General features: G+C 28.7%; 19 protein-coding genes and 1 tRNA gene. 5 read left to right on the top strand and 15 right to left on the bottom strand.

Annotated elements, in window-relative coordinates; all coding sequences use genetic code 11:
- Positions 1 to 63 precede the first annotated feature (63 nt).
- The 6 genes from MPF13_RS08270 to tamL form a co-directional block, all read right to left on the bottom strand.
- Positions 64 to 552: a GNAT family N-acetyltransferase gene (locus MPF13_RS08270; protein ID WP_249981955.1), complete on the bottom strand. Its 489-nt coding sequence runs from the start codon at positions 550 to 552 to the stop codon at positions 64 to 66.
- 177 nt (positions 553 to 729) lie between these two features.
- A complete protein-coding gene (locus MPF13_RS08265) occupies positions 730 to 2,970 on the bottom strand; it encodes a polyribonucleotide nucleotidyltransferase (RefSeq protein ID WP_249981953.1) in 2,241 nt (746 codons plus the stop codon).
- A gap of 184 nt (positions 2,971 to 3,154) precedes the next feature.
- Positions 3,155 to 3,424, bottom strand: a complete 270-nt coding sequence (rpsO, locus tag MPF13_RS08260; protein WP_249981951.1) for a 30S ribosomal protein S15 — start codon at positions 3,422 to 3,424, stop codon at positions 3,155 to 3,157.
- Between the two features lie 128 nt (positions 3,425 to 3,552).
- Complete coding sequence (gene accD, locus MPF13_RS08255) at positions 3,553 to 4,410, bottom strand: acetyl-CoA carboxylase, carboxyltransferase subunit beta (RefSeq protein WP_249981949.1); 858 nt, start codon at positions 4,408 to 4,410, stop codon at positions 3,553 to 3,555.
- A 164-nt stretch (positions 4,411 to 4,574) separates the two neighbouring features.
- Positions 4,575 to 5,642 carry a class II fructose-bisphosphate aldolase gene (fbaA, locus tag MPF13_RS08250; RefSeq protein ID WP_249981947.1) on the bottom strand — a complete coding sequence of 356 codons (1,068 nt, stop codon included), beginning with the start codon at positions 5,640 to 5,642 and terminating at the stop codon, positions 4,575 to 4,577.
- Positions 5,643 to 5,739: 97 nt separating this feature from the next.
- Positions 5,740 to 8,244, bottom strand: a complete 2,505-nt coding sequence (tamL, locus tag MPF13_RS08245) for a translocation and assembly module lipoprotein TamL (RefSeq protein WP_249981945.1) — start codon at positions 8,242 to 8,244, stop codon at positions 5,740 to 5,742.
- A gap of 70 nt (positions 8,245 to 8,314) precedes the next feature.
- Between tamL and MPF13_RS08240 the strand changes: the two genes are divergently transcribed.
- Together MPF13_RS08240 and MPF13_RS08235 are read left to right on the top strand one after the other, a co-directional pair.
- Positions 8,315 to 9,043 (top strand): TrmH family RNA methyltransferase, encoded by a 729-nt coding sequence (locus MPF13_RS08240; protein ID WP_249981943.1) that lies wholly within the window; start codon positions 8,315 to 8,317, stop codon positions 9,041 to 9,043.
- A gap of 7 nt (positions 9,044 to 9,050) precedes the next feature.
- On the top strand, positions 9,051 to 9,461 hold the full coding sequence (locus MPF13_RS08235; protein WP_249981942.1) for a hypothetical protein: 411 nt from the start codon (positions 9,051 to 9,053) through the stop codon (positions 9,459 to 9,461).
- A gap of 37 nt (positions 9,462 to 9,498) precedes the next feature.
- Here the strand turns inward: MPF13_RS08235 and porT are convergent, their stop codons facing one another.
- From porT to MPF13_RS08210, 5 genes are all read right to left on the bottom strand, one after another.
- Positions 9,499 to 10,203, bottom strand: coding sequence for a type IX secretion/gliding motility protein PorT/SprT (gene porT / locus MPF13_RS08230; RefSeq protein WP_249981940.1), 705 nt, complete (start codon positions 10,201 to 10,203; stop codon positions 9,499 to 9,501).
- Positions 10,203 to 10,934, bottom strand: coding sequence for a bifunctional demethylmenaquinone methyltransferase/2-methoxy-6-polyprenyl-1,4-benzoquinol methylase UbiE (gene ubiE, locus MPF13_RS08225; RefSeq protein ID WP_249981939.1), 732 nt, complete (start codon positions 10,932 to 10,934; stop codon positions 10,203 to 10,205). Before ubiE ends, porT begins: the two co-directional genes overlap by 1 nt.
- Positions 10,935 to 10,938: 4 nt before the next feature.
- Positions 10,939 to 11,847: a NifU family protein gene (locus MPF13_RS08220; RefSeq protein WP_249981937.1), complete on the bottom strand. Its 909-nt coding sequence runs from the start codon at positions 11,845 to 11,847 to the stop codon at positions 10,939 to 10,941.
- Between the two features lie 131 nt (positions 11,848 to 11,978).
- On the bottom strand, positions 11,979 to 13,361 hold the full coding sequence (locus tag MPF13_RS08215; RefSeq protein ID WP_249981936.1) for an OmpP1/FadL family transporter: 1,383 nt from the start codon (positions 13,359 to 13,361) through the stop codon (positions 11,979 to 11,981).
- 45 nt (positions 13,362 to 13,406) lie between these two features.
- Positions 13,407 to 14,714 carry a hypothetical protein gene (locus MPF13_RS08210; protein WP_249981934.1) on the bottom strand — a complete coding sequence of 436 codons (1,308 nt, stop codon included), beginning with the start codon at positions 14,712 to 14,714 and terminating at the stop codon, positions 13,407 to 13,409.
- A gap of 155 nt (positions 14,715 to 14,869) precedes the next feature.
- On the opposite strand from MPF13_RS08210, the gene proS reads away from it, so the two are divergent.
- The 3 genes from proS (at position 14,870) to rpsT (ending at position 16,808) form a co-directional block, all read left to right on the top strand.
- Complete coding sequence (proS, locus tag MPF13_RS08205) at positions 14,870 to 16,348, top strand: proline--tRNA ligase (protein ID WP_249981933.1); 1,479 nt, start codon at positions 14,870 to 14,872, stop codon at positions 16,346 to 16,348.
- Between the two features lie 98 nt (positions 16,349 to 16,446).
- Positions 16,447 to 16,518: transfer RNA gene (locus MPF13_RS08200), tRNA-Glu, on the top strand.
- Positions 16,519 to 16,556: 38 nt separating this feature from the next.
- On the top strand, positions 16,557 to 16,808 hold the full coding sequence (rpsT, locus tag MPF13_RS08195; RefSeq protein WP_249981932.1) for a 30S ribosomal protein S20: 252 nt from the start codon (positions 16,557 to 16,559) through the stop codon (positions 16,806 to 16,808).
- Positions 16,809 to 16,984: 176 nt separating this feature from the next.
- Here rpsT and rodA read toward each other — a convergent pair whose 3' ends face one another.
- The 4 genes from rodA to mreC are packed head-to-tail and all read right to left on the bottom strand — an operon-like array spanning position 16,985 to position 21,458.
- Positions 16,985 to 18,265, bottom strand: coding sequence for a rod shape-determining protein RodA (rodA, locus tag MPF13_RS08190; protein WP_249981930.1), 1,281 nt, complete (start codon positions 18,263 to 18,265; stop codon positions 16,985 to 16,987).
- Entirely contained in the window at positions 18,246 to 20,132 is a 1,887-nt protein-coding gene (gene mrdA / locus MPF13_RS08185) for a penicillin-binding protein 2 (RefSeq protein WP_249981929.1), read from the bottom strand. The genes rodA and mrdA overlap by 20 nt, the downstream gene beginning before the upstream one ends.
- Positions 20,132 to 20,635 carry a rod shape-determining protein MreD gene (gene mreD / locus MPF13_RS08180; RefSeq protein WP_249981927.1) on the bottom strand — a complete coding sequence of 168 codons (504 nt, stop codon included), beginning with the start codon at positions 20,633 to 20,635 and terminating at the stop codon, positions 20,132 to 20,134. Before mreD ends, mrdA begins: the two co-directional genes overlap by 1 nt.
- Positions 20,628 to 21,458, bottom strand: coding sequence for a rod shape-determining protein MreC (gene mreC, locus MPF13_RS08175; protein WP_249981926.1), 831 nt, complete (start codon positions 21,456 to 21,458; stop codon positions 20,628 to 20,630). The genes mreD and mreC overlap by 8 nt, the downstream gene beginning before the upstream one ends.
- Positions 21,459 to 21,465: the final 7 nt, after the last annotated feature.

Below are 21,465 nucleotides of genomic sequence, written 5' to 3'. Positions count from 1 at the left end.
AATTTTGAAGTTTTTTATAGTAAACTAAAAAACAAACTTTTATATATGTTGTTGTAAGAGTTTTTATTCTTTTAAATCTTTATACATAATGTAAGTATCAACCAAACCAAGTTTAGAATGCTTAAATCCTTTAGGTGTTGTTCCAATTATTTTAAATCCGAATTTTTTCCATAATTCAATAGCTCCTATATTAGTACTTACCACAATATTAAATTGAATTCCTTCAAAATTATTTTCATTTGCTATTTTCAGTGAATGTTCACAGAGCTTCTTTCCAATTCCTTTTCCTTGAGCATTTGGATTTACCATATAACTACAATTTGCTATATGGTTTCCTAAATCAATTTGATTAGGTTTAATTATATATGTTCCGAGTATTTGTCCATTTTTTATAATCACATAAGTTTCCATATAATCAGCGAACCAATGCTTTTTAAAATCACTTTTTGGTGTGTTTGGATTGAAAACGTAAGTGTCTCCAGTTTCAATCACTTTTGAGAATATTTCCCAAATTTGGTCAATATCAGTTTCTGTTGCTTTTCTAATGTTCAATTGCTTTCGTTTTTTTAATACTAACAACTCATTTATATAATAATATCCTGTAAAAAAAATAGATATTATTATTTAAGTATAAATATAAAAGTGTTTTTTTTATTTTAAATGTACAAAAAAACCTATCAAGTTTTAAAACTCGATAGGTTTGATTTTATTTATAAAATAAGATTAAAATTAATCTTCTTTTTTCTCTTGTCTAGGTTTTCTGTCATCACGTCTGTTGTCACGTCCACGATTATCTCTACCTCTGTTATCTCTTCCACGATTATTATCTCTAGGTGGTCTTTCTACAAAACCTTCTGGTTTTGGTAAAATTGCTTTTCTAGAAACTTTTTCTTTACGTGTTCTTGGGTCTATTCCAAAATATTTAACATCTAAAACATCACCTAATTTTACAACGTCAGAAACATTGTTTGTACGTTCCCAAGCTAATTCACTTACGTGTAATAAAACTTCGTTTCCTGGAGCTTCTGTATATTCTACAACAGCGCCAAAGTCTAACATTTTAATTACTTTAACTTCGTAAACAGAACCTTTTTCTGGTTTAAAAAGCATAGATTCAATCTTAGCAATAACTGCTTCAATTCCTTCAGGCTTAGTACCTAAAATTTCAATTATACCTTCTTCAGTTACTGGGTCTTCTGTAATTACAATAGTAGTTTCAGTTTCTTTTTGTAATTCTTGAATATTTTTACCTCCAGGACCAATAAATGCACCAATTAATTCGTTAGGAATTCTACGGTTAATCATTTTTGGAGCATGTGCTTTAACTTCTGCATTTGGAGCTTCAATTGTATCTGTTAATTTAGATAAAATATGTAAACGACCATCTCTTGCTTGTTTTAAAGCATTCACTAAAATTTCGTAAGATAATCCTTTTACTTTAATGTCCATTTGACAAGCAGTAATACCATCTTCTGTACCAGTTACTTTAAAATCCATATCTCCTAAGTGATCCTCATCACCTAAAATATCAGATAAAACAGCATAACGTTCTCCATCAGAAATTAATCCCATTGCAATACCAGAAACAGGTTTCTTTAATTGAACACCAGCATCCATTAATGCCATTGTACCAGAACAAACAGTTGCCATAGAAGAAGAACCATTAGATTCTAATACTTCACTTACAACTCTTACTGTATAAGGGCAATCTGCAGGAATCATTCCTTTTAATGCTCTTTGTGCTAAATTTCCATGTCCAACTTCTCTACGAGATGTTCCTCTTAAAGGTCTTGCTTCTCCTGTACAAAAAGGAGGGAAGTTATAGTGTAAATAGAATGTTTCTTCACCTTCATAAGATGGCATATCTATTTGGTTAGCTTCTCTAGATGTACCTAAAGTTACTGTTGCTAATGCTTGCGTTTCTCCACGTGTAAAAATAGAAGAACCATGAGTAGATGGTAAGTAATCTACCTCACACCAAATTGGTCTAATATCTGTAGTTTTACGACCATCTAAACGTAAACCTTCTGCTAATGTTAATTCTCTAACTGCATTTTTTTGTGCTTTACTGAAATATTTTCCAATTAAACCACCAAAATCTTCTAATTCTTCTTCTGTAAAAGATGCAATAACTTCTTCTTTAACTTCAGAAAATGCTAAACCTCTTTCTGCTTTAGAAGTTCCTTTTTTAGCAATTTCATAACATTTATCGTAAGCTAAATCGTTTATTTTTTTAGCTAATTCTTCATCTTCTCTTTCTGGTTCGTACTCACGAGTTTCTTTTTTACCAAAAGCTTCTGCTAAACGAACTTGTGCAGCACATTGTACTTTAATAGCTTCATGAGCAAACTTAATTGCATCAGCCATTTCTTCTTCAGAAATTTCATCCATTTCTCCTTCAACCATCATTACAGAATCTGCAGAAGCTCCAATCATCATATCAATGTCAGATTTAGCTAATTGAGCTCTATTTGGGTTGATTATGAATTCTCCATCAACTCTAGCAACACGTGCTTCAGAAATTGGAGTTTCGAAAGGAATATCTGATAATTGTATAACTGTTGATGCAGCTAAACCTGCTAATGCATCTGGCATAACATCATCATCATGAGACATTAACTGAATCATAACTTGAGTTTCTGCGTGATAATCTTTTGGAAACAATGGACGTAAAACACGGTCTACTAAACGCATTGTTAATACTTCTCCATCACTTGGTCTTGCTTCTCTTTTAAAGAAACCTCCAGGATAACGTCCTGCAGCAGCAAATTTTTCTCTATAATCTACTGTTAGTGGTAAAAAATCAACGTCAGATTGTTTGTAGTTAGAAACTACAGTACATAATAACATTGCTTTTCCCATTTGAACAACAACTGAACCGTGTGCTTGTTTTGCTAATTTACCGGTTTCTAATGAAATGGTTCTTCCATCTCCAAGGTCTATTACCTCTCTAAATACTTTTGGAATCATAAATTTTAATTCTAAATTTTTTAATTTTTTTGTTGTTGTGTTGTTGTTTGTTGTTGCAATGGAAATTCAAAAATGCTGTTACTATTTTTGATTTTTTTATATAGATTCTGTTTGTTAGTCAGAACTAAAATACTTGTTTAAAATAAAAAAGAGGCACGTTTATAGAGCCTCTTTTCTGTAAGAATTATTTTCTAATTCCTAATTCTTTAATAATTGCACGGTATCTAGCAATATCAGTTTTCTTTAGATAATCTAATAAACTTCTACGCTTACCTACTAACATTACTAATGAACGCTCAGTGTTAAAATCTTTACGATTGTTTTTTAAGTGTCCTGTTAAGTGGTTAATTCTGTGTGTAAACAATGCAATTTGTCCTTCTGAAGAACCAGTATCATTTTTTCCTTTACCGTGTTTTTCGAAGATAGCTTCTTTAATTTCTTTTGTTAAATACATTCCAATATTATTTAAATGATTATTATGTATATCAATGATATTTTCATTGAAGCTGCAAATATATGATTATTTATTGAATAACTTTAATGATGTAGTATAAAAAAAGTCAGCAAATGCTGACTTTAAATTTATGATCTTACAGGTAAATTCTGTATTAAATCTATATATAAATTAACTTGTTTTTTTAAGTTTTTACGTTCATATATAGCATCTAAGAAACCATGTTCTAAAACAAATTCTGATTTTTGAAATCCTTCTGGTAAATCTTTACCAGTGGTATCTTTTACAACTCTTGGTCCTGCAAATGCAATTAATGCATTTGGTTCTGCAATATTAATATCGCCTAACATTGCATACGATGCTGTTGTACCACCAGTTGTTGGGTCTGTACATAAAGAAATGTAAGGTATTTTAACTTCTGCTAATTGAGCTAATTTAGATGAAGTTTTTACTAATTGCATTAAAGAAAGTGATGCTTCCATCATTCTTGCTCCACCAGATTTAGAAACCATTAAAAATGGAATCTTATTTTTTATTGAATAGTCTATTGCTCTAGCTATTTTTTCTCCAACTACAGATCCCATAGAACCTCCAATAAAAGCAAAATCCATAGCAGCAATAACTAAATCTTTTCCTAAAGATTTACCAACAGCTGTTCTAACAGCATCATTTAACTTTGTTTTTGCTTGAGCAGCTTTTAATCTGTCTGGGTATTTTTTTGTGTCTTCAAATTTTAAAGGGTCTTTAGAAGTTAATTTTTCATTTAACTCTTCAAATTTATTGTCATCAAAAAACAATTCGAAATATTCTTTAGATCCAATTCTTACATGGTAACCATCTTCTGGACTCACATATAAGTTTCTTTTTAATTCTTCTGTATCTATAATTTTTCCACTAGGAGTTTTATACCATAACCCTTTTGGAGTGTCTTTTTTATCTTCTGTAGAAGTTTGTATTCCTTTATCCGTTCTTTTAAACCAAGCCATACTAGTTAATTGTTTTAGTTTGTTTCTAAGTTTTTATTAAAAAATTTAGAATTACAAATGTAAAAGTTTTTTCTTTAAAGTATCGTTTTTGAGACTTAAAGTCATAAAAAAAGCACTTTGAGTTTAATCAAAGTGCTTTGAGATATCTTATTTAAAGATATTTTTTATAAAGTATCAACGTTGTTTAAATCTGCAAATGCTTGTTTTAAACGTGTTTTAAAAGTCTCTTCACCTTCACGTAACCATTTTCTTGGGTCATAGTGTTTTTTGTTAGGTTGGTCTGCTCCATCAGGATTACCAATTTGAGTAGCTAAATAGTCAGCTTTTCCTTGCATATAGTCTCTAATTCCTTCTGTAAAAGCAAATTGTAAATCTGTATCAATGTTCATTTTAATAACACCATAACCAATTGCTTCTCTAATTTCTTCTAAAGTAGAACCAGAACCACCATGGAATACGAAGTCTATATGATTTTCTTCAACACCATATTTCTTAGTAATAAATTCTTGAGAATTTTTTAAGATTTTTGGTGTTAATTTTACGTTTCCAGGTTTGTAAACACCATGAACGTTACCAAATGCAGCAGCAATTGTAAATTGAGGAGAAACTTTTAATAACTCTTCATAAGCATAAGCAACCTCTTCTGGTTGAGTGTATAGTTTAGAAACATCTACGTCAGAATTATCTACACCATCTTCTTCACCTCCAGTAATTCCTAATTCAATTTCTAAAGTCATACCCATTTTGCTCATACGAGCTAAATAAGTTTTACAAATTTCAATATTTTCTTCTAATGGTTCTTCAGATAAATCTATCATATGAGAACTATATAGAGGTTTACCAGTTTCTTCAAAATGTTTTTCTGAAGCGTCTAATAATCCGTCAATCCAAGGTAAAAGTTTTTTTGCACAGTGGTCTGTATGTAAAATTACAGGAACTCCATAAGCAACTGCTAATTCGTGAATATGCTTTGCACCAGCAATAGCACCAGCAATAGCTGCTTTTTGTCCTTCGTTTGATAATCCTTTACCTGCTTGAAATTGTGCACCACCATTTGAGAATTGAATAATTACAGGAGCATTTAAATCTCTTGCAGTTTCTAAAACTCCATTAATTGTGTTTGATCCAACTACGTTTACAGCTGGTAAAGCAAATCCTTTTTCTTTAGCAAGATTAAAAATATCTTGAACTTCTTTTCCAGTTGCAACACCTGGTTTTATATTATGACTCATGTTTGTTTTTTTTAATCATTTATTACTCATCAAAAGTACTAAAATTACGCCTTAAAATGTGAAAAAAAGAACGAAAACGTTATAGGCTATTTTAGTTTTAAAACGGGTAGTTAATTCCTATGTTATAAACAGCATTTGCAAAGTTGTAGTTTTTAAGCCATTTGTTGCCAGTTAAATAAGGTTCGTAAGTTTTAAAGCCAACATCAAAACGTAATATTAAAAAACTAAAATCTAGTCTTGCTCCAAAACCAGATCCTATTGCAATATCTTTTAAAGAAGAAAAGTTGTTAAATTTAGATTTTTCATCAACAAAACTAGAGCCAGTAATATCCCAAATATTACCTGCATCAATAAAAAGAGCTCCTTTTAGTTTACTAACTACATTAAATCTGTATTCTGCACTTGTTAAAAGTTTAAGACTACCTACATTAAACTCTAAACCTGTATTTCTGCTTCCAGGTCCTAACTCATAAGTTTGCCACGCTCTAATGTCATTTGAACCACCAGCAAAGTAACTTTTAGTAAAAGGAATGTCTGAATTATCATAAGGAATAATTGCACCTAAAAATGATCTAAAACCAAAAACTGAGTTTTCGCCAATGTCCCAAAATTTCTTGTATTCAATATCTGTTTTAAAGTATTGAGCCAAAGGGATTTTTGCAAATGTTTTTTTACCATTTGCACTCGTATTTTTCGAAATTAATCCTAAAATGTTTCCAGAATTTGCAACTCTTAACTTAAAGAAAGAAAAGTTATTGTCATCAAACTTTGTTTGACTATTATAAGTAAAAGAATAGGCTAAAACTGGTATTAAAAAATCGGATGTTACAATATTATACCTGTTTAAAATGTTTAAAGCAGTATTATATTCTTCTGAATTGGTGTTTTTAAAGTTGGCATCTTTAGAAACTGTATTCATAAATGATTTAGCTTCAGAAACTTGATTATTTAAGTCTGTAGAAAGGGGATAGTTTGTTGTAGTTCCATTAGCATCATCATAAGCTTTAGCAACGTTGTTTAAATTTGTAAATTCTGAACTGTAAATACTAAAGTAACTATTGATGTTTAAGTTTTGAATATACTGAGTATTTAAAACTTCTAATTGTATTGTTTTCTTTGTATTGTACTGCCACTTATAATCAGATAAAAAAGTAAATGTTTGTCTGTCTAAACCAATGTTTTTTTGAAAACTAGAACCAATAGAAAATAATGTTCTAGGAGACATTTCTTTAGGAACCAATTTGCTTAAACCAAAAGGAGCTACAAAACGAGGTATTTCTAAAGAAGCATCTGTACCAACCTCCCAACCAGGACCGCTATTAGATGTAAAATAGGAACCTAAAAAAGAGAGCTTTAATAATTCTGCACCTCTAAAAGCGTTTCTATTAGTAATTGAAAATTTTGCAGAAGAACCAATGTTTCTAATGTTAGAATGTGTTAATTCTGTTTCTAAACCTAAAGTGTATTTTTCTATAGGAGCTAAGAAAATATCCATTTTAAGTTCATTATCAGTACCAGAAATAGGTGTAAACTTAATATTGGTAGATTTAAAATTTTTAAGAGATTTTAAATGATTTCTTGTTAAGTTTCTTAAAGTGTCTTTATAAATAGAATTAGGTTTTAAGAATATAGATTGTGATAAATATTTTGGATTGTATTTTATTTTATCATGAGCTAAAAAATTGATTCCTTTATAATCTAAAGAGTCTAAATAAGGTTCTCCTTTTTTAGAAAATGAATAATCTGTAAACACATTTATTTTAGATATTTTTTGAACTTTAAATGGAGTATTTACATATTTTCCATTTTTGTCTACTAATCTACTACCTGAAATTAAAAAATCTACATTTGTTTTATAATCTGTTCTTGTAGAGTCTACATAAAAACCTAATGCAGATTCTGTAAAATGGTAAATTCCATTATTTCTGTATAATTTAAGTACTCTACTCGCTTCGTTTCTAAAAGTTTTGTCATTATACTGTTCTCCTGATTTTAAAAGTGAAGTGGTCTCAGATTTTTTGTAAATAGAGTCTAAAACTTTAGATTCTATTTTAAAGTTTATAGTGTCTAAAAGCGTAGGTTTTCCTTTTGTAACATGATACTCTACAGTTGCTTTCTTGTCTTTATATCTATTTATTTTTGAAGTAACTTTAGATTTAAAGTATCCTTGAGTTTTATAATAAGCCCACAAATTATCTTCAGTTCTTTTAACTTTTCTTGGATTTATAATTTCTGGCCCTTGGTAATTTAAAAACCAATTATTTAAACCTATAAAAGAATTAGCATATCCAATACTTTGTTTTTCAGAAAAAATAGATTTTATAAAGTTGTATGAATTAGGGTTTTTGTTACCCCATTCTTTGGCTGTTTTAGGTTTTTCGTGATTTCCAATATTGTGTAAATACAATGCAAAAGGTAAATCTAAAAATCTAGGATTGGGTTTTTGAAGTATGTATTTTTGAATATCACTACTTTTATTCCTTATACTATCAACAAAAATATAGTTTTGCGTAAGCATATGTTCATCTTCTGCAACATGTTTTGTAGAATTACATGAAACAAAAATGAGTACTAATAAAAGTGATAAAGAAAGTTTTTTCATTAATTTAGCAATACTATCAAAATCAAAAATAGTATTTTTCGACGGTTTATTTCTATTTACAAATCAATTAATGAGTATATCAAAAAATCAATTTAAATTAATAACAAGTTTATCGCAAAAAAAGTATAGACAAAAGCATAAATTATTTATTGCTGAAGGAGTTAAAGTTGTTCAAGAATTACTGAATTCTTCTTTTGATGTTGAAACGCTTTTTTGTACAGATGATTTTTCTTTAGATATTTCTGAAGAAAAAATAGTTAGAATTTCTGAAAACGATTTAAAAAAAGTTAGCAATTTAAAATCTCCTAACAAGGTGTTGGGTGTTTTTAAAATTCCAGAACAAAAAATATTGAAAAATAAAGGATTAATTATTGCTTTAGACGCAATAAATGATCCTGGAAATTTAGGAACAATTATTAGATTATGTGATTGGTTTGGTATAGATGATTTAATTTGTTCTAATGATACTGTAGATTGTTATAATCAAAAAGTAGTGCAAGCAAGTATGGGTTCTTTAACTAGGGTTTCTGTTCAATATTTAGATTTAAATAAATATTTGTCTGAAACAAATTTACCTACTTTTATTGCAGATATGGATGGTGATAATGTTTACAAAACCTCATTGCCAAATGAAGGGGTTTTAATTATGGGGAATGAAGCAAATGGAGTTTCTGATAAAATAAAAGAGTTGATAACAAATAAAATTTCTATACCAAGATTTGGTAATGTTCAAGAGACTGAAAGCCTTAATGTTGCAACTGCAACAGCAATTTTGTTGAGCGAGTTTAAAAGAGGTTAAAAACTAGATGAATAAATTTCTCAAGTTAACAGAAAAACTCTATTTAATTATATATCAATTTACAATACCTGCTGTCTTGTTTTTTACTTTTCTTTTGAAAGGAGCTTCTGGTCATAAAATTGTAATAACAAATGAAGAGATAGTATATACAATTATATTGTTGTTTTCATTTCTTTTTAGTGGTTTGTTTAAAGAAAAAGATAAATTTAGTGGTGCTTTTAAAAAAGTAATTCTTTATTCTTTATTGTTGTTTGCATTGCTTACTTTTTTAATGTCTATTTATTTTTTATACTTTACATTTACTTTCGATTATGGATTCACAGTTGAAGTGTTATTAATTTTCTTTGTTATACCTATAATATTTACATGGTGTAATTATTACTTAATAAAAAAGGTAATTCAGGAATTAAGAAAGTAAAATTTTTAAAGACTTTTAATAAAGTTTTAAAGGCGTTCTACTCAAAAGCAAATGTAAGGAAAACACCACGTGTTCCCATATAATTTACAGGAGCAGTCCATTGACTATTTACGTTGTCATCGTATTTTATTTCATTATTCATAGCAAATACTCCACGAATAGAAGGAGAAAATTTAAAAAAGTACAAGTAAATATCCATACCAATACCAACTTCATACATAAAGTTGCTTGTTTTCATTCTAAATTGTCCTGCAGAATTATCATCTTGATTGTCTTGATTGCTAGAAAAGTTATAATTATAAGAAACTCCTGCTAATAAAAACGGACGAATATTTTTGTATCTATCTGTACTAAATTTAAATAATAAAGGTACATGAAGATATGTAGAACTTACATCTCTAACACTATCTTTTGGAAGCGTTAAATGATTAAAATATATTTTTTTAGCATTGGTCATTAAACCTGGTTCTAACCTTAAATTTAAGTTTTTATGTAGTCTTAAATCTGCAATTAAACCAACATTAAAACCAGCAGTTGGAGAAACTGTAATATTTGCATTAGGAACATTTGCGTTTTCTCGTAAACTAAATTTAAAATCATTTTGATTTAATCCTAAATAAAAACCATAATGTATTTTTCTTTTATCGAAACTTGGTAAATATTCAACTCTATCTCTTTGTGCATAAAAAGCAATAGAAGTAAATAGAAAAAAACTAAAAAGTATAAATTTTTTACTCATCATTATTTACGTGCTGTATAAATTGTTGCAACTCCAAAAGTTACTGGAGTATCTTCAGTAGTTGTAAACCCATTTTTTTGTAAAATATTGTTGAAAGCTTCTCCAAATGGAAAAGAATTTGCAGATTCAGATAAGTATGAATAAGCAACTTTATCTTTAGAAAATAATTTACCAATAATAGGTAGAACAAAATTAGTGTATAGTTTGTATCCTTGTTTAAAAGGGAATTTAGTAGGGTTAGAAGTTTCTAAAATAACTAAAACTCCTGTAGGTTTTAAAACTCTTGCAATTTCTTTAATTCCTTTTGCTAAGTTTGCAAAGTTTCTAACACCAAAAGAAACTGTAATAGCATCAAAAGTATTATCATCAAAAGGCATTTCTTCAGAATCACCAACAATCATTTCTATTTTGTTAGATAAATTTGCTTTGGCAATTTTTTGTTTACCAACTTCTAACATTCCTTCAGAAATATCTAAACCAACAATTCTATCAGGATTTAAATTAGCCATCATTAAAGCTAAATCTCCTGTTCCTGTTGCAATGTCTAAAATTTGTTTTGGATTATTTTGACCAACAATCTTTACAACTTTTTTGCGCCATTTAACATCAATTCCTAAAGAGATTACTCTGTTTAAACCATCGTAATTTTCTGAAATGTTATCAAACATTTGAGCAACTTGTTCTTTTTTACCAAGTTTAGAATCTTTGTATGGATTTATTTTTTCTGCTGACATTTTCTTATCCGTTAATTGCTACAACTTCGTTAATTTGATTTGGTAACATTTCTTTTAATAAGCTTTCTATTCCGTTTTTTAAAGTTGCAGTAGAAGAAGGGCAACCACTACAAGCTCCTTGTAATACTACACTTACAATTTTATTGTCTGCATCATAAGAACGGAAAGCAATATTACCACCATCTCCAGCAACAGCAGGTTTAATGTATTCGTCTAAAATATCTACAATTTGTCCAGGAATTCCTTCTAGTTTTACCTGTGGTTCTTCAGTTTTATTAGCAGAAATGTTTCCTTCTTTATTAGGAAGTTCTTTAATAATTGTTTTTCCTGCGACTAAATATTCTCGAATAAAAGTTCTTACTTCTGCAAAAACATCATTCCATTCTACCATATCATATTTTGTAACAGAAATATAATTATCAGAAATAAATACTTCTTTTACAAACGGAAAATTAAAAATTGCTTGTGCTAATGGCGATGATTTGCTTGCTTCATCAATATTTTTATACTCTACATCTGTTTGTGTAAGAGATTTGTTACTTCCAAATTTCATTACTGATGGGTTAGGAGTAACTTCTGCATAAATTTCTATAGCTTCCTTTTTGCTAGAGTTTGTTTTTTCATTAACAACAATACCTCCGTTATTTAAAAAAGCTTCAATTTGTTCTTTAACTTCTTCTTGTACATCTGCCCACTCTAAAATATCAAAACGCTGTATTGCAATAAAGTTAGCTGTTATAAATATTTTTTTAACAAAAGGTAAATAGAATAATTGTTGTGCTAATGGAGCGTTTTTAGCTTCATCTATATTGTTATATTCATAACTACCACCATTAATTAAAATTTGATTTGTATTAAATTTTATAATAGTGTTGTTTGTTGTTTCTTGAATTGTAATTTTTACGTCTTTCATTTTACTAAAAATTGATGTGCAAAATTAAGGCAAAAAAGATAAACAGAATTGTTTTTAATATGTTAAATAAAAATTCCGCTTAAAGACAGTGTTTTACTGTTTAAGCGGAATTGAATTTTAAGTATTTTAAACTACAGATTTAAAGTAATTGTTGCTGTAATTGTTCTGTTATCTATATTTAAACTAGCTGGATCTACATTAAAACCTGAGTAGAAGTTATATAAACTAGTTTTATTATTGTTGCTGTAAGAAAAATCTAACTTAAAACTACCAAAGTTATATCCTGCACCAAAAGAGTGACCAATTAAGTTGTTTGCTTCTTCTGCCAAATTACTAGGGTCTTGTTCGTATTTATAACCACCTCTAATGCTAAATCTATCTAAACGCCATTCTGTACCAACATTAAAAGAGTGTGTGTTTCTTAATTCGTTTTGAAAAAATTGGTTTTCATCAGTAAAAACACCATTAGATAATTTCATGTTTTGATAATTTTTATTGATATAATCGAAACTTAATAAACCGCTTTTACCAAATATAAAAGCTGCACTTGCTGTTAATTTACTAGGAGTTTTTAATTTATATAATAATTCTTGAGTAGGGAAGTAACCACCAGAAGTATTATCATAAATTACATTATCATTACTAACTACAATTTCAGTGTCTCCGTAAAAACCATCATTATCTGTAATATTTGTTGATTCAACTATTTCTGAAAACCATGTAGGTGTTTGGTAAGCAACTCCAAATCTAAAATTTGGATGCGCTTTGTATATAAAACCTGCATTTGCAGAAAACCCAGTACCAGTAGTAAAGTTTTCTTGGTAGAAGTTTGCATCTAATTGGTTTCCATTACTATCACTATTAAATTCGGTTAACTGAGATTGTTGACTAAAATTTAAATCGTAAAAGTTTAAACCTAAACCTATATATAGTTTTCTTTGATGTACAGACGAAAAAGCAATATTTAATTCAGAAATTTCACCACCATAATTGTTAGAAAAACGTTGTTCGTCTGCGATGTTATAATCTAAAGTTGGTACATTGTTGTCTAAAGGAAATTCTCTAAAAGTAGCAACATTACTGTTTCCTTGAGCTAAAAAACTATTAGCAAAGTCTTTTGTTATTCTGTAGTTAAATCCGATAGCAAATTTATTCCAATCGTTATCATAAGCACTATCAAATACTAAAACTGCACCTGCATGAGAAAGGTTAAAAAACTGGTCTTGAGTTTTAAGTGAGTTTCCATAATAGTTAGAAGTAATATCTGAATTTCTAGAATTAATTGTTCCTGAAAAAGAACTGTTATTAAAAATTGCAATTCCTGCAGGATTAATGCTCATGGCAGAAACATCTCCACCTAATGCTCCAAATGCACCACCCATTGCTGTAAAACGAGCAGAACCATTTTCATCGTTTTCAGAAAATAAAACACCTAAATCTTGATAACCTAAAGATTGAGAATAAGACGTAATTGTAGCTGCGAATAAAATCGCAATAATTATATATTTTTTCATACTAATGTTTTTTTGTGAATGTTTTAAGAATTTACAACTGTTTTTTTAACCTCTTCTTCTAGATGATGAAGTAGATCTTTTGCTAGAAGAACTTCTAGTTGAAGTAGCGCTTCTATTTGATGAACTTCTAGTTGATGTATTTCTACTAGAAGTATTTCTTGAGCTATTAGAACTTCTTGAAGTAGATTTATAACTACTATTTCTGCTAGATGAATTGTTGTAACTTCTTCTTACGTTATTATTAGAAGTAGTGTTTCTACTTGAAGTACTTGTTGTTCTTCTAGATGTAGAAGTAACTGCTCTTCTTGGGCTTGTATTTGTATTTCTTTTAGTTGTGTTATACGAATTTCTATTTATAGAAGTGTAAGATCTTCTAGTTGTAGATGGGTTTGAAGATCTTCTTACAACCACAACTTGTCTGTTACTTCTTGGTGTATTATTTGTGTTTACACTTGCAATGTTTCTTCTACTACCAGAACTTCTTCTTGTAGAAGAACTACCTCTTGTGCTTCTTCTAGTTGAAGTACTAGAGCCTCTTCTTGTAGTTGTAGAACTTCTTCTAGTTGGTGTTGTTGTACTTGTTCTTCTTCTAGTTGTAGTTGTTTGGTTTCTATTTGCAGTAGTAGACCTTCTGCTAGTAGTTGTTCTGTTTCTAGAGTTATATGTGTTATTTCTTCTATAGGTAGTGTTGTTAGCAGTTCTTCTACCATAATTACTATTTCTATAATAACGGTTGTTGTATCTATTATTAAAATTTCTATATGGATTATAAAACCCGTAATAATTGTTGTAATAAAATGGAGAGTAAAAGTAAGGATTGTAAAAACCTATGTTCCAAGCATAATTATTGTGATAAGGGTGCCAATAAGGATTGTAATTCCATCTGTAACCTCTAAAATTCCAATTTCTATAACCCCAAGAATCATAGTATCCATAACCATAAAAATCATTCCAATATGGATTATTCATTAAATTAATGTTAACAACAACATCATTGTTTTCTCCTTGTCCCCAAGGTTGATTAGGGTTGTAGTTTAATGTTTCATCAATAGTTTCATCATCAACATAAATAGTGTCTATTGTATTGTAATCGTCAATATTTGTAAAAACATCATCTTTATTTATGTTGTTTAAACTATTGTATTTTTTTAAAAAATAATTTTCTTCATATTCGTCAAATTCTTCTTCATCAACAACTATTACTTTTTTCTTTTCTTTAATTGTAGTATTATCTCCATAAATACCATCATCATTAGTAGCATTTTGATATGTACCACAAGAAACAAATACTAAACTTGATACAAGTAGTATTAATAATTGATTTAAGTTGAAGTTTTTATATCGTAGTTTCATAATGAATATATTTAGATGAATACTTATTTTATTAAATAAATCTTGCTTAAAACTCTTTAAATTATAGTAATTTTGTATCGTTTTTGTAAAATAGATACGAATTTTTAACAAAATTTCACTTTAAAGGTAACAAGATTTGTGCCAAACTTTTGATTATGAGCAAACATTTAACAAAAAGAGCCGTCGATTATTCTAAATGGTATAATGAATTAGTAGTAAAAGCTGACTTAGCTGAGAATTCTGCTGTTAGAGGTTGTATGGTTATAAAACCCTATGGATTTGCAATTTGGGAAAAAATGCAAGCAGAATTAGATAGAATGTTTAAAGAAACAGGACATGAAAACGCTTATTTTCCTCTTTTTGTTCCTAAAAGCTTGTTTGAAGCTGAAGAAAAAAATGCAGAAGGTTTTGCTAAAGAATGTGCAGTAGTTACTCATTATAGATTGCAGAATGATCCTGATAATGAAGGGAAATTAAGAGTTGATCCTGAAGCTAAATTAGAAGAAGAATTAGTGGTAAGACCAACTTCTGAAGCAATAATTTGGAATACATATAAAGGGTGGATTGAATCTTATAGAGATTTGCCTTTATTAATAAACCAATGGGCAAATGTTGTTCGTTGGGAAATGCGTACTCGTTTGTTTTTACGTACTGCAGAATTTTTATGGCAAGAAGGGCACACTGCTCATTCAACAAAAGCAGAAGCAGTTGCAGAATCTAAACAAATGCAAGATGTGTATGCTGAATTTGCAGAAAATTTTATGGCTATGCCAGTTGTAAAAGGTGTAAAATCGGATAGTGAGCGTTTTGCAGGTGCAGAAGATACTTATACAATTGAAGCTTTGATGCAAGATGGAAAAGCCTTACAAGCAGGAACAAGTCATTTTTTAGGTCAAAACTTTGCAAAAGCTTTTGATGTTAAGTTTACTTCTAAAGAAGGAAAGCAAGAGTATGTTTGGGCTACTTCTTGGGGTGTTTCTACTAGATTAATTGGAGGGCTAATTATGACTCATTCAGATGATCATGGTTTAGTGTTGCCTCCAAAATTAGCGCCAATACAAGTAGTTATTGTACCAATTTATAAAGGAGAAGAACAATTAGAAGCAATTTCTGAAAAAATAGATGTAATTGTAAAAGAATTACGTAAAAAAGGAATTTCGGTAAAATTTGATACAAGAGATACCTATAGACCAGGAGCAAAATTTGCTGAATATGAATTAAAAGGGGTTCCTGTAAGAATTGCTATTGGTAAAAGAGATTTAGAAAATGGAACTTTAGAAATAGCTAGAAGAGATACTTTTGAAAAACAAACTATTAATCAAGTAGATTCTGTTTCTTTTATTGAAAACCTTTTAGAAGAAATTCAAGATAATTTGTTTTCTAAGGCTATTAATTTTAGAGAAGAGCATACTACAGTAGTAGATGATTTTAAAGAGTTTAAAAAGGCTATTAAAAATAAAGGAGGTTTTGTTTCTGCTCATTGGGATGGTACAGAAGAAACTGAAGATAGAATAAAAGAATATACAAAGGCAACTATTAGATGTATACCTAATGACGCTAAAGAAGAGTTAGGAGTCTGTGTTTTAACAGGTAAACCTTCAACAAAAAGAGTACTTTTTGCTAAGGCATATTAATTTTTTAAAAAAAAATTAATTTTTTTTAAAAAATTGTTGCAGAAGTTAAAAAACGTTGTATATTTGCACCCGCAATTGAGACATACTTTAGTTGTTATGGTCCGTTCGTCTAGGGGTTAGGACGCATGGTTTTCATCCATGTAACACGGGTTCGATTCCCGTACGGACTACAAAGTTTTAATTAAAAAAAACTAATAAATTAAGAATTATGGCAAATCATAAGTCAGCATTAAAAAGAATTAGAAGTAACGAATCTAAAAGATTACGTAACAAATATCAGCATAAAACTACACGTAATGCTGTTAGAGATTTACGTTCTTCTGAAGATAAGAAAGAAGCTGAAGGAAAATTAGGAAAAGTTATTTCTATGTTAGATAAGTTAGCTAAGAATAACATTATCCATAAAAACAAAGCAGCTAATTTAAAATCTAAATTAACTAAGCACGTTGCTGCGATGTAAGATTTTAAATTCTAAAAAAATTAAAAACTCTGAATGAAAATTCAGAGTTTTTTTTGTTTTAAACATTAATCTAAATAAGTGTTAAGAAGGTGTTTTATAAATAATAATGACACTTTGATAATAATCAGAGATTATTTTATAGAGTTGTTTAAAAGATAATGTATAAAATAATTTTACTACCAATCATAGTTTTTGTGGGCGTCTAATCTAATAAAGATAAAGAGTAATACTGTAAATCCCCAAAGAGAAGAACCGCCGTAACTAAAAAAGGGAAGAGGGATACCAACTGTTGGTAATAAGCCTATAACCATACCTATATTTACTATTACATGAAAGAATAGTATTGAAGCTACACCATAGCCATAAATTCTTCCAAATTTATTACTGTGAGTTTCAGAAAGGTAGATAATTCTGAATAACATCAACATAAAAAGTATGATTACAAAACTACTTCCAAGAAAACCCCATTCTTCACCAACAGTGCTAAAAATGTAATCTGTATGTTGTTCTGGCACAAAATCTCCTTTAGTAATATCTCCTTTTAAAAAACCTTTTCCTGTCCAACTACCAGAGCTAATTGTAAGCTCAGATTGATGAGAGTTATATCCAATGTTTTTAGTGTCTGTTTTAAGACCTAATAAAACTTCAAAACGATCTCTATGGTGTTGTTTAAAAACTTTATTATAAGTATAGTTTGTTCCAAAAATAAAAAGTGTTGTAACAACATATATTGCTAATACTTTGTGCCAATTAAATCTAATAAATCTCTTACCACCTCTATAAATTGCATATAAGAGGCCTATTGTAATTATAGTTAATAAGAAAGAAAGAATAGGTATGTAGCCAAAGAATATTGTTAAAATGAATATTAGAATAAGTAAAGAACCAAAGATGATATAGTTTAAAGTAAGACCTTCACGATTTAAAACAAAAAAGAATGCAAGGTAAATTAAAGCGGAACCAGCATCTGGTTGTAGAGTAATTAATACAGCAGGTGTAAAAATTATTATAAAAGCCTTTATTTGGTTTTTAATTAATTTTAAATTGTATTGTCTATCACTAAGTAATTTTGCTACAGCAAGGGCTGTAAACGCTTTTACAAACTCAGATGGTTGGAGTCCTAATACTCCAAAATTATACCAAGATCTTGCACCATTAATTTCTTTACCAAAAATAAATAACCCTACAAGAGATATTAAAGATAGTACATAAAAAATACTAGCAAACCTTTCGTAAAATTTAGAATTAAAAAAAAGAATGGTAATTATTAAAGGAAAAGTAAGAATTATAAATATTAATTGTTTTCCGTATTTGGTAGAAAAACTAAGTATATCAATAGATTCTTCGGTTTTAGATGCAGCATAAATATTCATCCAGCCAAAACCAACTAGAATAATGAATAAAAAAACTAAAATCCAATCGATATTGGCAAAAATATTATTTCGTTCCTGACGCAATTTCTTTAGGTTTTTGATTTAATTTAGCATAGATATCTTGCAAACTTAAGTTTAACATATTTTGTTCTCTATATTTATTTGCATTAGATATTTTTCCGTTTAAATATTTTTCAATTAATAAACTTGTAATAGGAGCAGCAATTGTAGATCCATAACCACCATTTTCTACAAATATTGCTAATGCAATTTTTGGGTTTTCTTTTGGAGCAAATGCTACCAAAATTGAGTGGTCTGGAAGTTGAACTTTATGTCCATCAATTCTAATAAAGTTTTCTGCTGTTCCAGTTTTTCCGCAAATTTCTATTCCTTTAACCTGACTCCATTTTCCTGTACCAGTTTTAAAAACTTCATGCATAGCTTCAATAACAGGAGTAAAATGTTTTTTATCTATAGTGGTTTGTTTTGCTTTTGTGTACTTAGGGTTTTCTATAGTTTTTTTGTTAACTTTTTTAAGAATATGAGGTGTGTAGAAAAATCCTTTGTTTGCAATTGCAGCTGTAAAATTAGCTAATTGAATTGGTGTTGTTAAAACTTCTCCTTGGCCAATAGCATTTGATATTGTTGTAGATCCATTCCAAGAATATTTATATCTTTTATCATAATATTTTCCATTAGGAATTAATCCAGGGCTACCTGCAGGTAAATCATAGCCTAAATAATTACCTAAACCAAAACTAGAAACGTGTCTGTGCCAATTATCTAAACCTTCTGAAGGTTTGTTGTTTTTTTCTACAATTCTTTTATATGTATTAGAAAAATAACTGTTACAAGATTTAGCTATTGCTGTTTTTAGTTTAATTGGTCTGCCAACAATTCCACAGTGACAACCCATAAAATCTGTAGATTTTTTTCCGTATTTATAACCATGATAACATTTAAAAGAACTTTGTTCATTAATTACGTTTTCTTGCAGACCAATCAATGCATTCATCATTTTAAAAGGAGATCCAGGTGCATATGCAGCTAATAAGCCTCTATCATAAGATGGTTTACTTATGGTGTCATTAAATAGTATTGTAGAATTTTTAGAACGTTTTCTACCAACTAACATATTAGGATCATAAGAAGGAGCTGTAACCAAAGCTAATATTTCTCCAGATGATGGTTCTATAGCAACAATACCACCTCTTTTTCCAGACATAAGTTTTTGAGCGTAAACTTGTAAGTCTATGTCTAAAGTTAAAGTTAAGTCTTTTCCGTTTTCAGGAAGTGTGTCGTATTTACCATTTAAATAAGAGCCAGTAACTTTATTTAGGTTGTTACGTTGTAGAAGTTTTTTTCCTTTTTTTCCTCTTAAATAATTTTCATACTCTCTTTCAATTCCGTCTTTTCCAATTAATTCTCCTGGTTGATAATATTTGTTTTTTTTAGCCAAAGTTTCATTTACTTCACCAATATAACCTAAAACATTAGCAGCTGCATTTATAGGATATTCTCTAATAATTCTTTTTTGGATAAAAAAACCTGTGTATTTGTGAAGTTTTTCTTGTAGAAAAGCAAAATCTTCTTTAGCTAATTGTTTTAAAAATACCGAAGGTAAATAAGAAGCATAATTTTTTGCTTTTTTTAATCTTTTTAAAAAATCGTTTTTATCAATTTTTAAAAGGTTACAAAACTCTAAAGTGTCTAGAGGTTGTACTTGATTTGGTTGCACCATAACATCGTAAGAAAGTTGATTGGCAACCAAAAGTTTTCCATTTCTATCATACACATAACCTCTTTCTGGATAATCATATTCGGTTTTTACTGCAGAGTTTTTTATAGGGTCGTAATTAGATCCTCTAATAATTTGTAGTTGAAAAAGTCTGCCAATAAAAATAATACCAATAATGGTTATTAAAAAATAGAGTAAAAAACTTCTTTTCATTATTCGCTTTTAGTAAAAATATAGTTTCCTAAGAAAAATAAAATCAATGTAAAAACACTAGAATATAACGTGTTTAAAAAAACCATTGATAAATTTTGAAAACTAAAATTAGCAAAAGAAAAATAGATAAGGTGATGAATTAATGTTAAAGTTACTACATAGTTAAAAACTTTTCCAAAAGATTCAGATTTTAATTTAAAGAAAGGGTAATCTGCAGGGATTTTTCTAAAATAAAGATTTACAAAGAATAGCCTGATGTAAGCTATAAAAAGAATAGAAAAAGCATGAATACCACCAGAATCTGAGAAAAAGTCAATTAAAAGACCTAATAAAAAACTAAAGAATAAAAAACGAAATCTACTTTCTTTTAACGGGTATAAAAAAACAAAAGATATGTATAAATACGGATTTATATAACCAAGAAAATTGATGTTGTTTAATATGATAACTTGAAGTATCAGTAAGAAAATAAAAAATAAAATTTGATTTATAGTTTTATTCATTCCTATTGTTTTCTAATGATAATATTTCTTCTTTGTGTAAGTTTTTAATCACTTTTACATAACCAAGGTTACTCATGTCATTAAATAATTTAACATCAACTTTATTATCTGCAGTGTTACCAGAATTAATTTTAGAGATTGTACCTATAGGAATTCCTTCAGGAAAAATAGTAGATTTACCACCAGTTTCAATTGTGTCTCCAATTTTTAATGGAGCTTGTCTTGGTATGTCATGTAATTGAACAGTGTTGTAATCGTTACTATCCCATTTTAAAGTTCCAAAATAAGAAGTGTTTCCTTTTATACGAGCGTTAATTCTACTATTTTTATTTAAAATAGATTGTACTCTAGTGTAATTGCTAGATGTGTTTTCTGTGATTCCTATAATTCCTAAACTGTTAATAACAGCCATTTCTTTGGTTATATTTTGATTTTCTCCTTTATTGATAGTTAAGAAATTAAAAACTTTAGAGTAGTTGTTGTTAATTATTTTAGCTTGTGTATAAATGTATTTTTGATGATACAAAGAGCTATCTATTACTGTAGAATCAATATCAAATCTTACAGAAATATTCTTTTCAATTAAATTTTTTAACTGTGTATTTTCTTCTGATAAAAGTAAGTTTTCAGATTTTAGATTTAAATATTCAGAAGAATTTGCAATGGTGTTAAATACGCCTCCTGTAATATTGTTGGCAGAATTTACAAATTTGCTTTTATGGAAATTAAGGTTATTAAATGTAAACGAAAGAGCAATAAACTCTAACAAAATAAAAAACAGAAAATATTTAAACTTCTGAAAAAAATAGATAATCTGTTGCATTGTTAGA

Source organism: Polaribacter sp. Z022 (genome assembly GCF_023555495.1).
In the GTDB taxonomy this organism is placed as follows: Bacteria; Bacteroidota; Bacteroidia; order Flavobacteriales; family Flavobacteriaceae; genus Polaribacter.
This window is presented reverse-complemented; position numbering and strand designations above follow the sequence as displayed.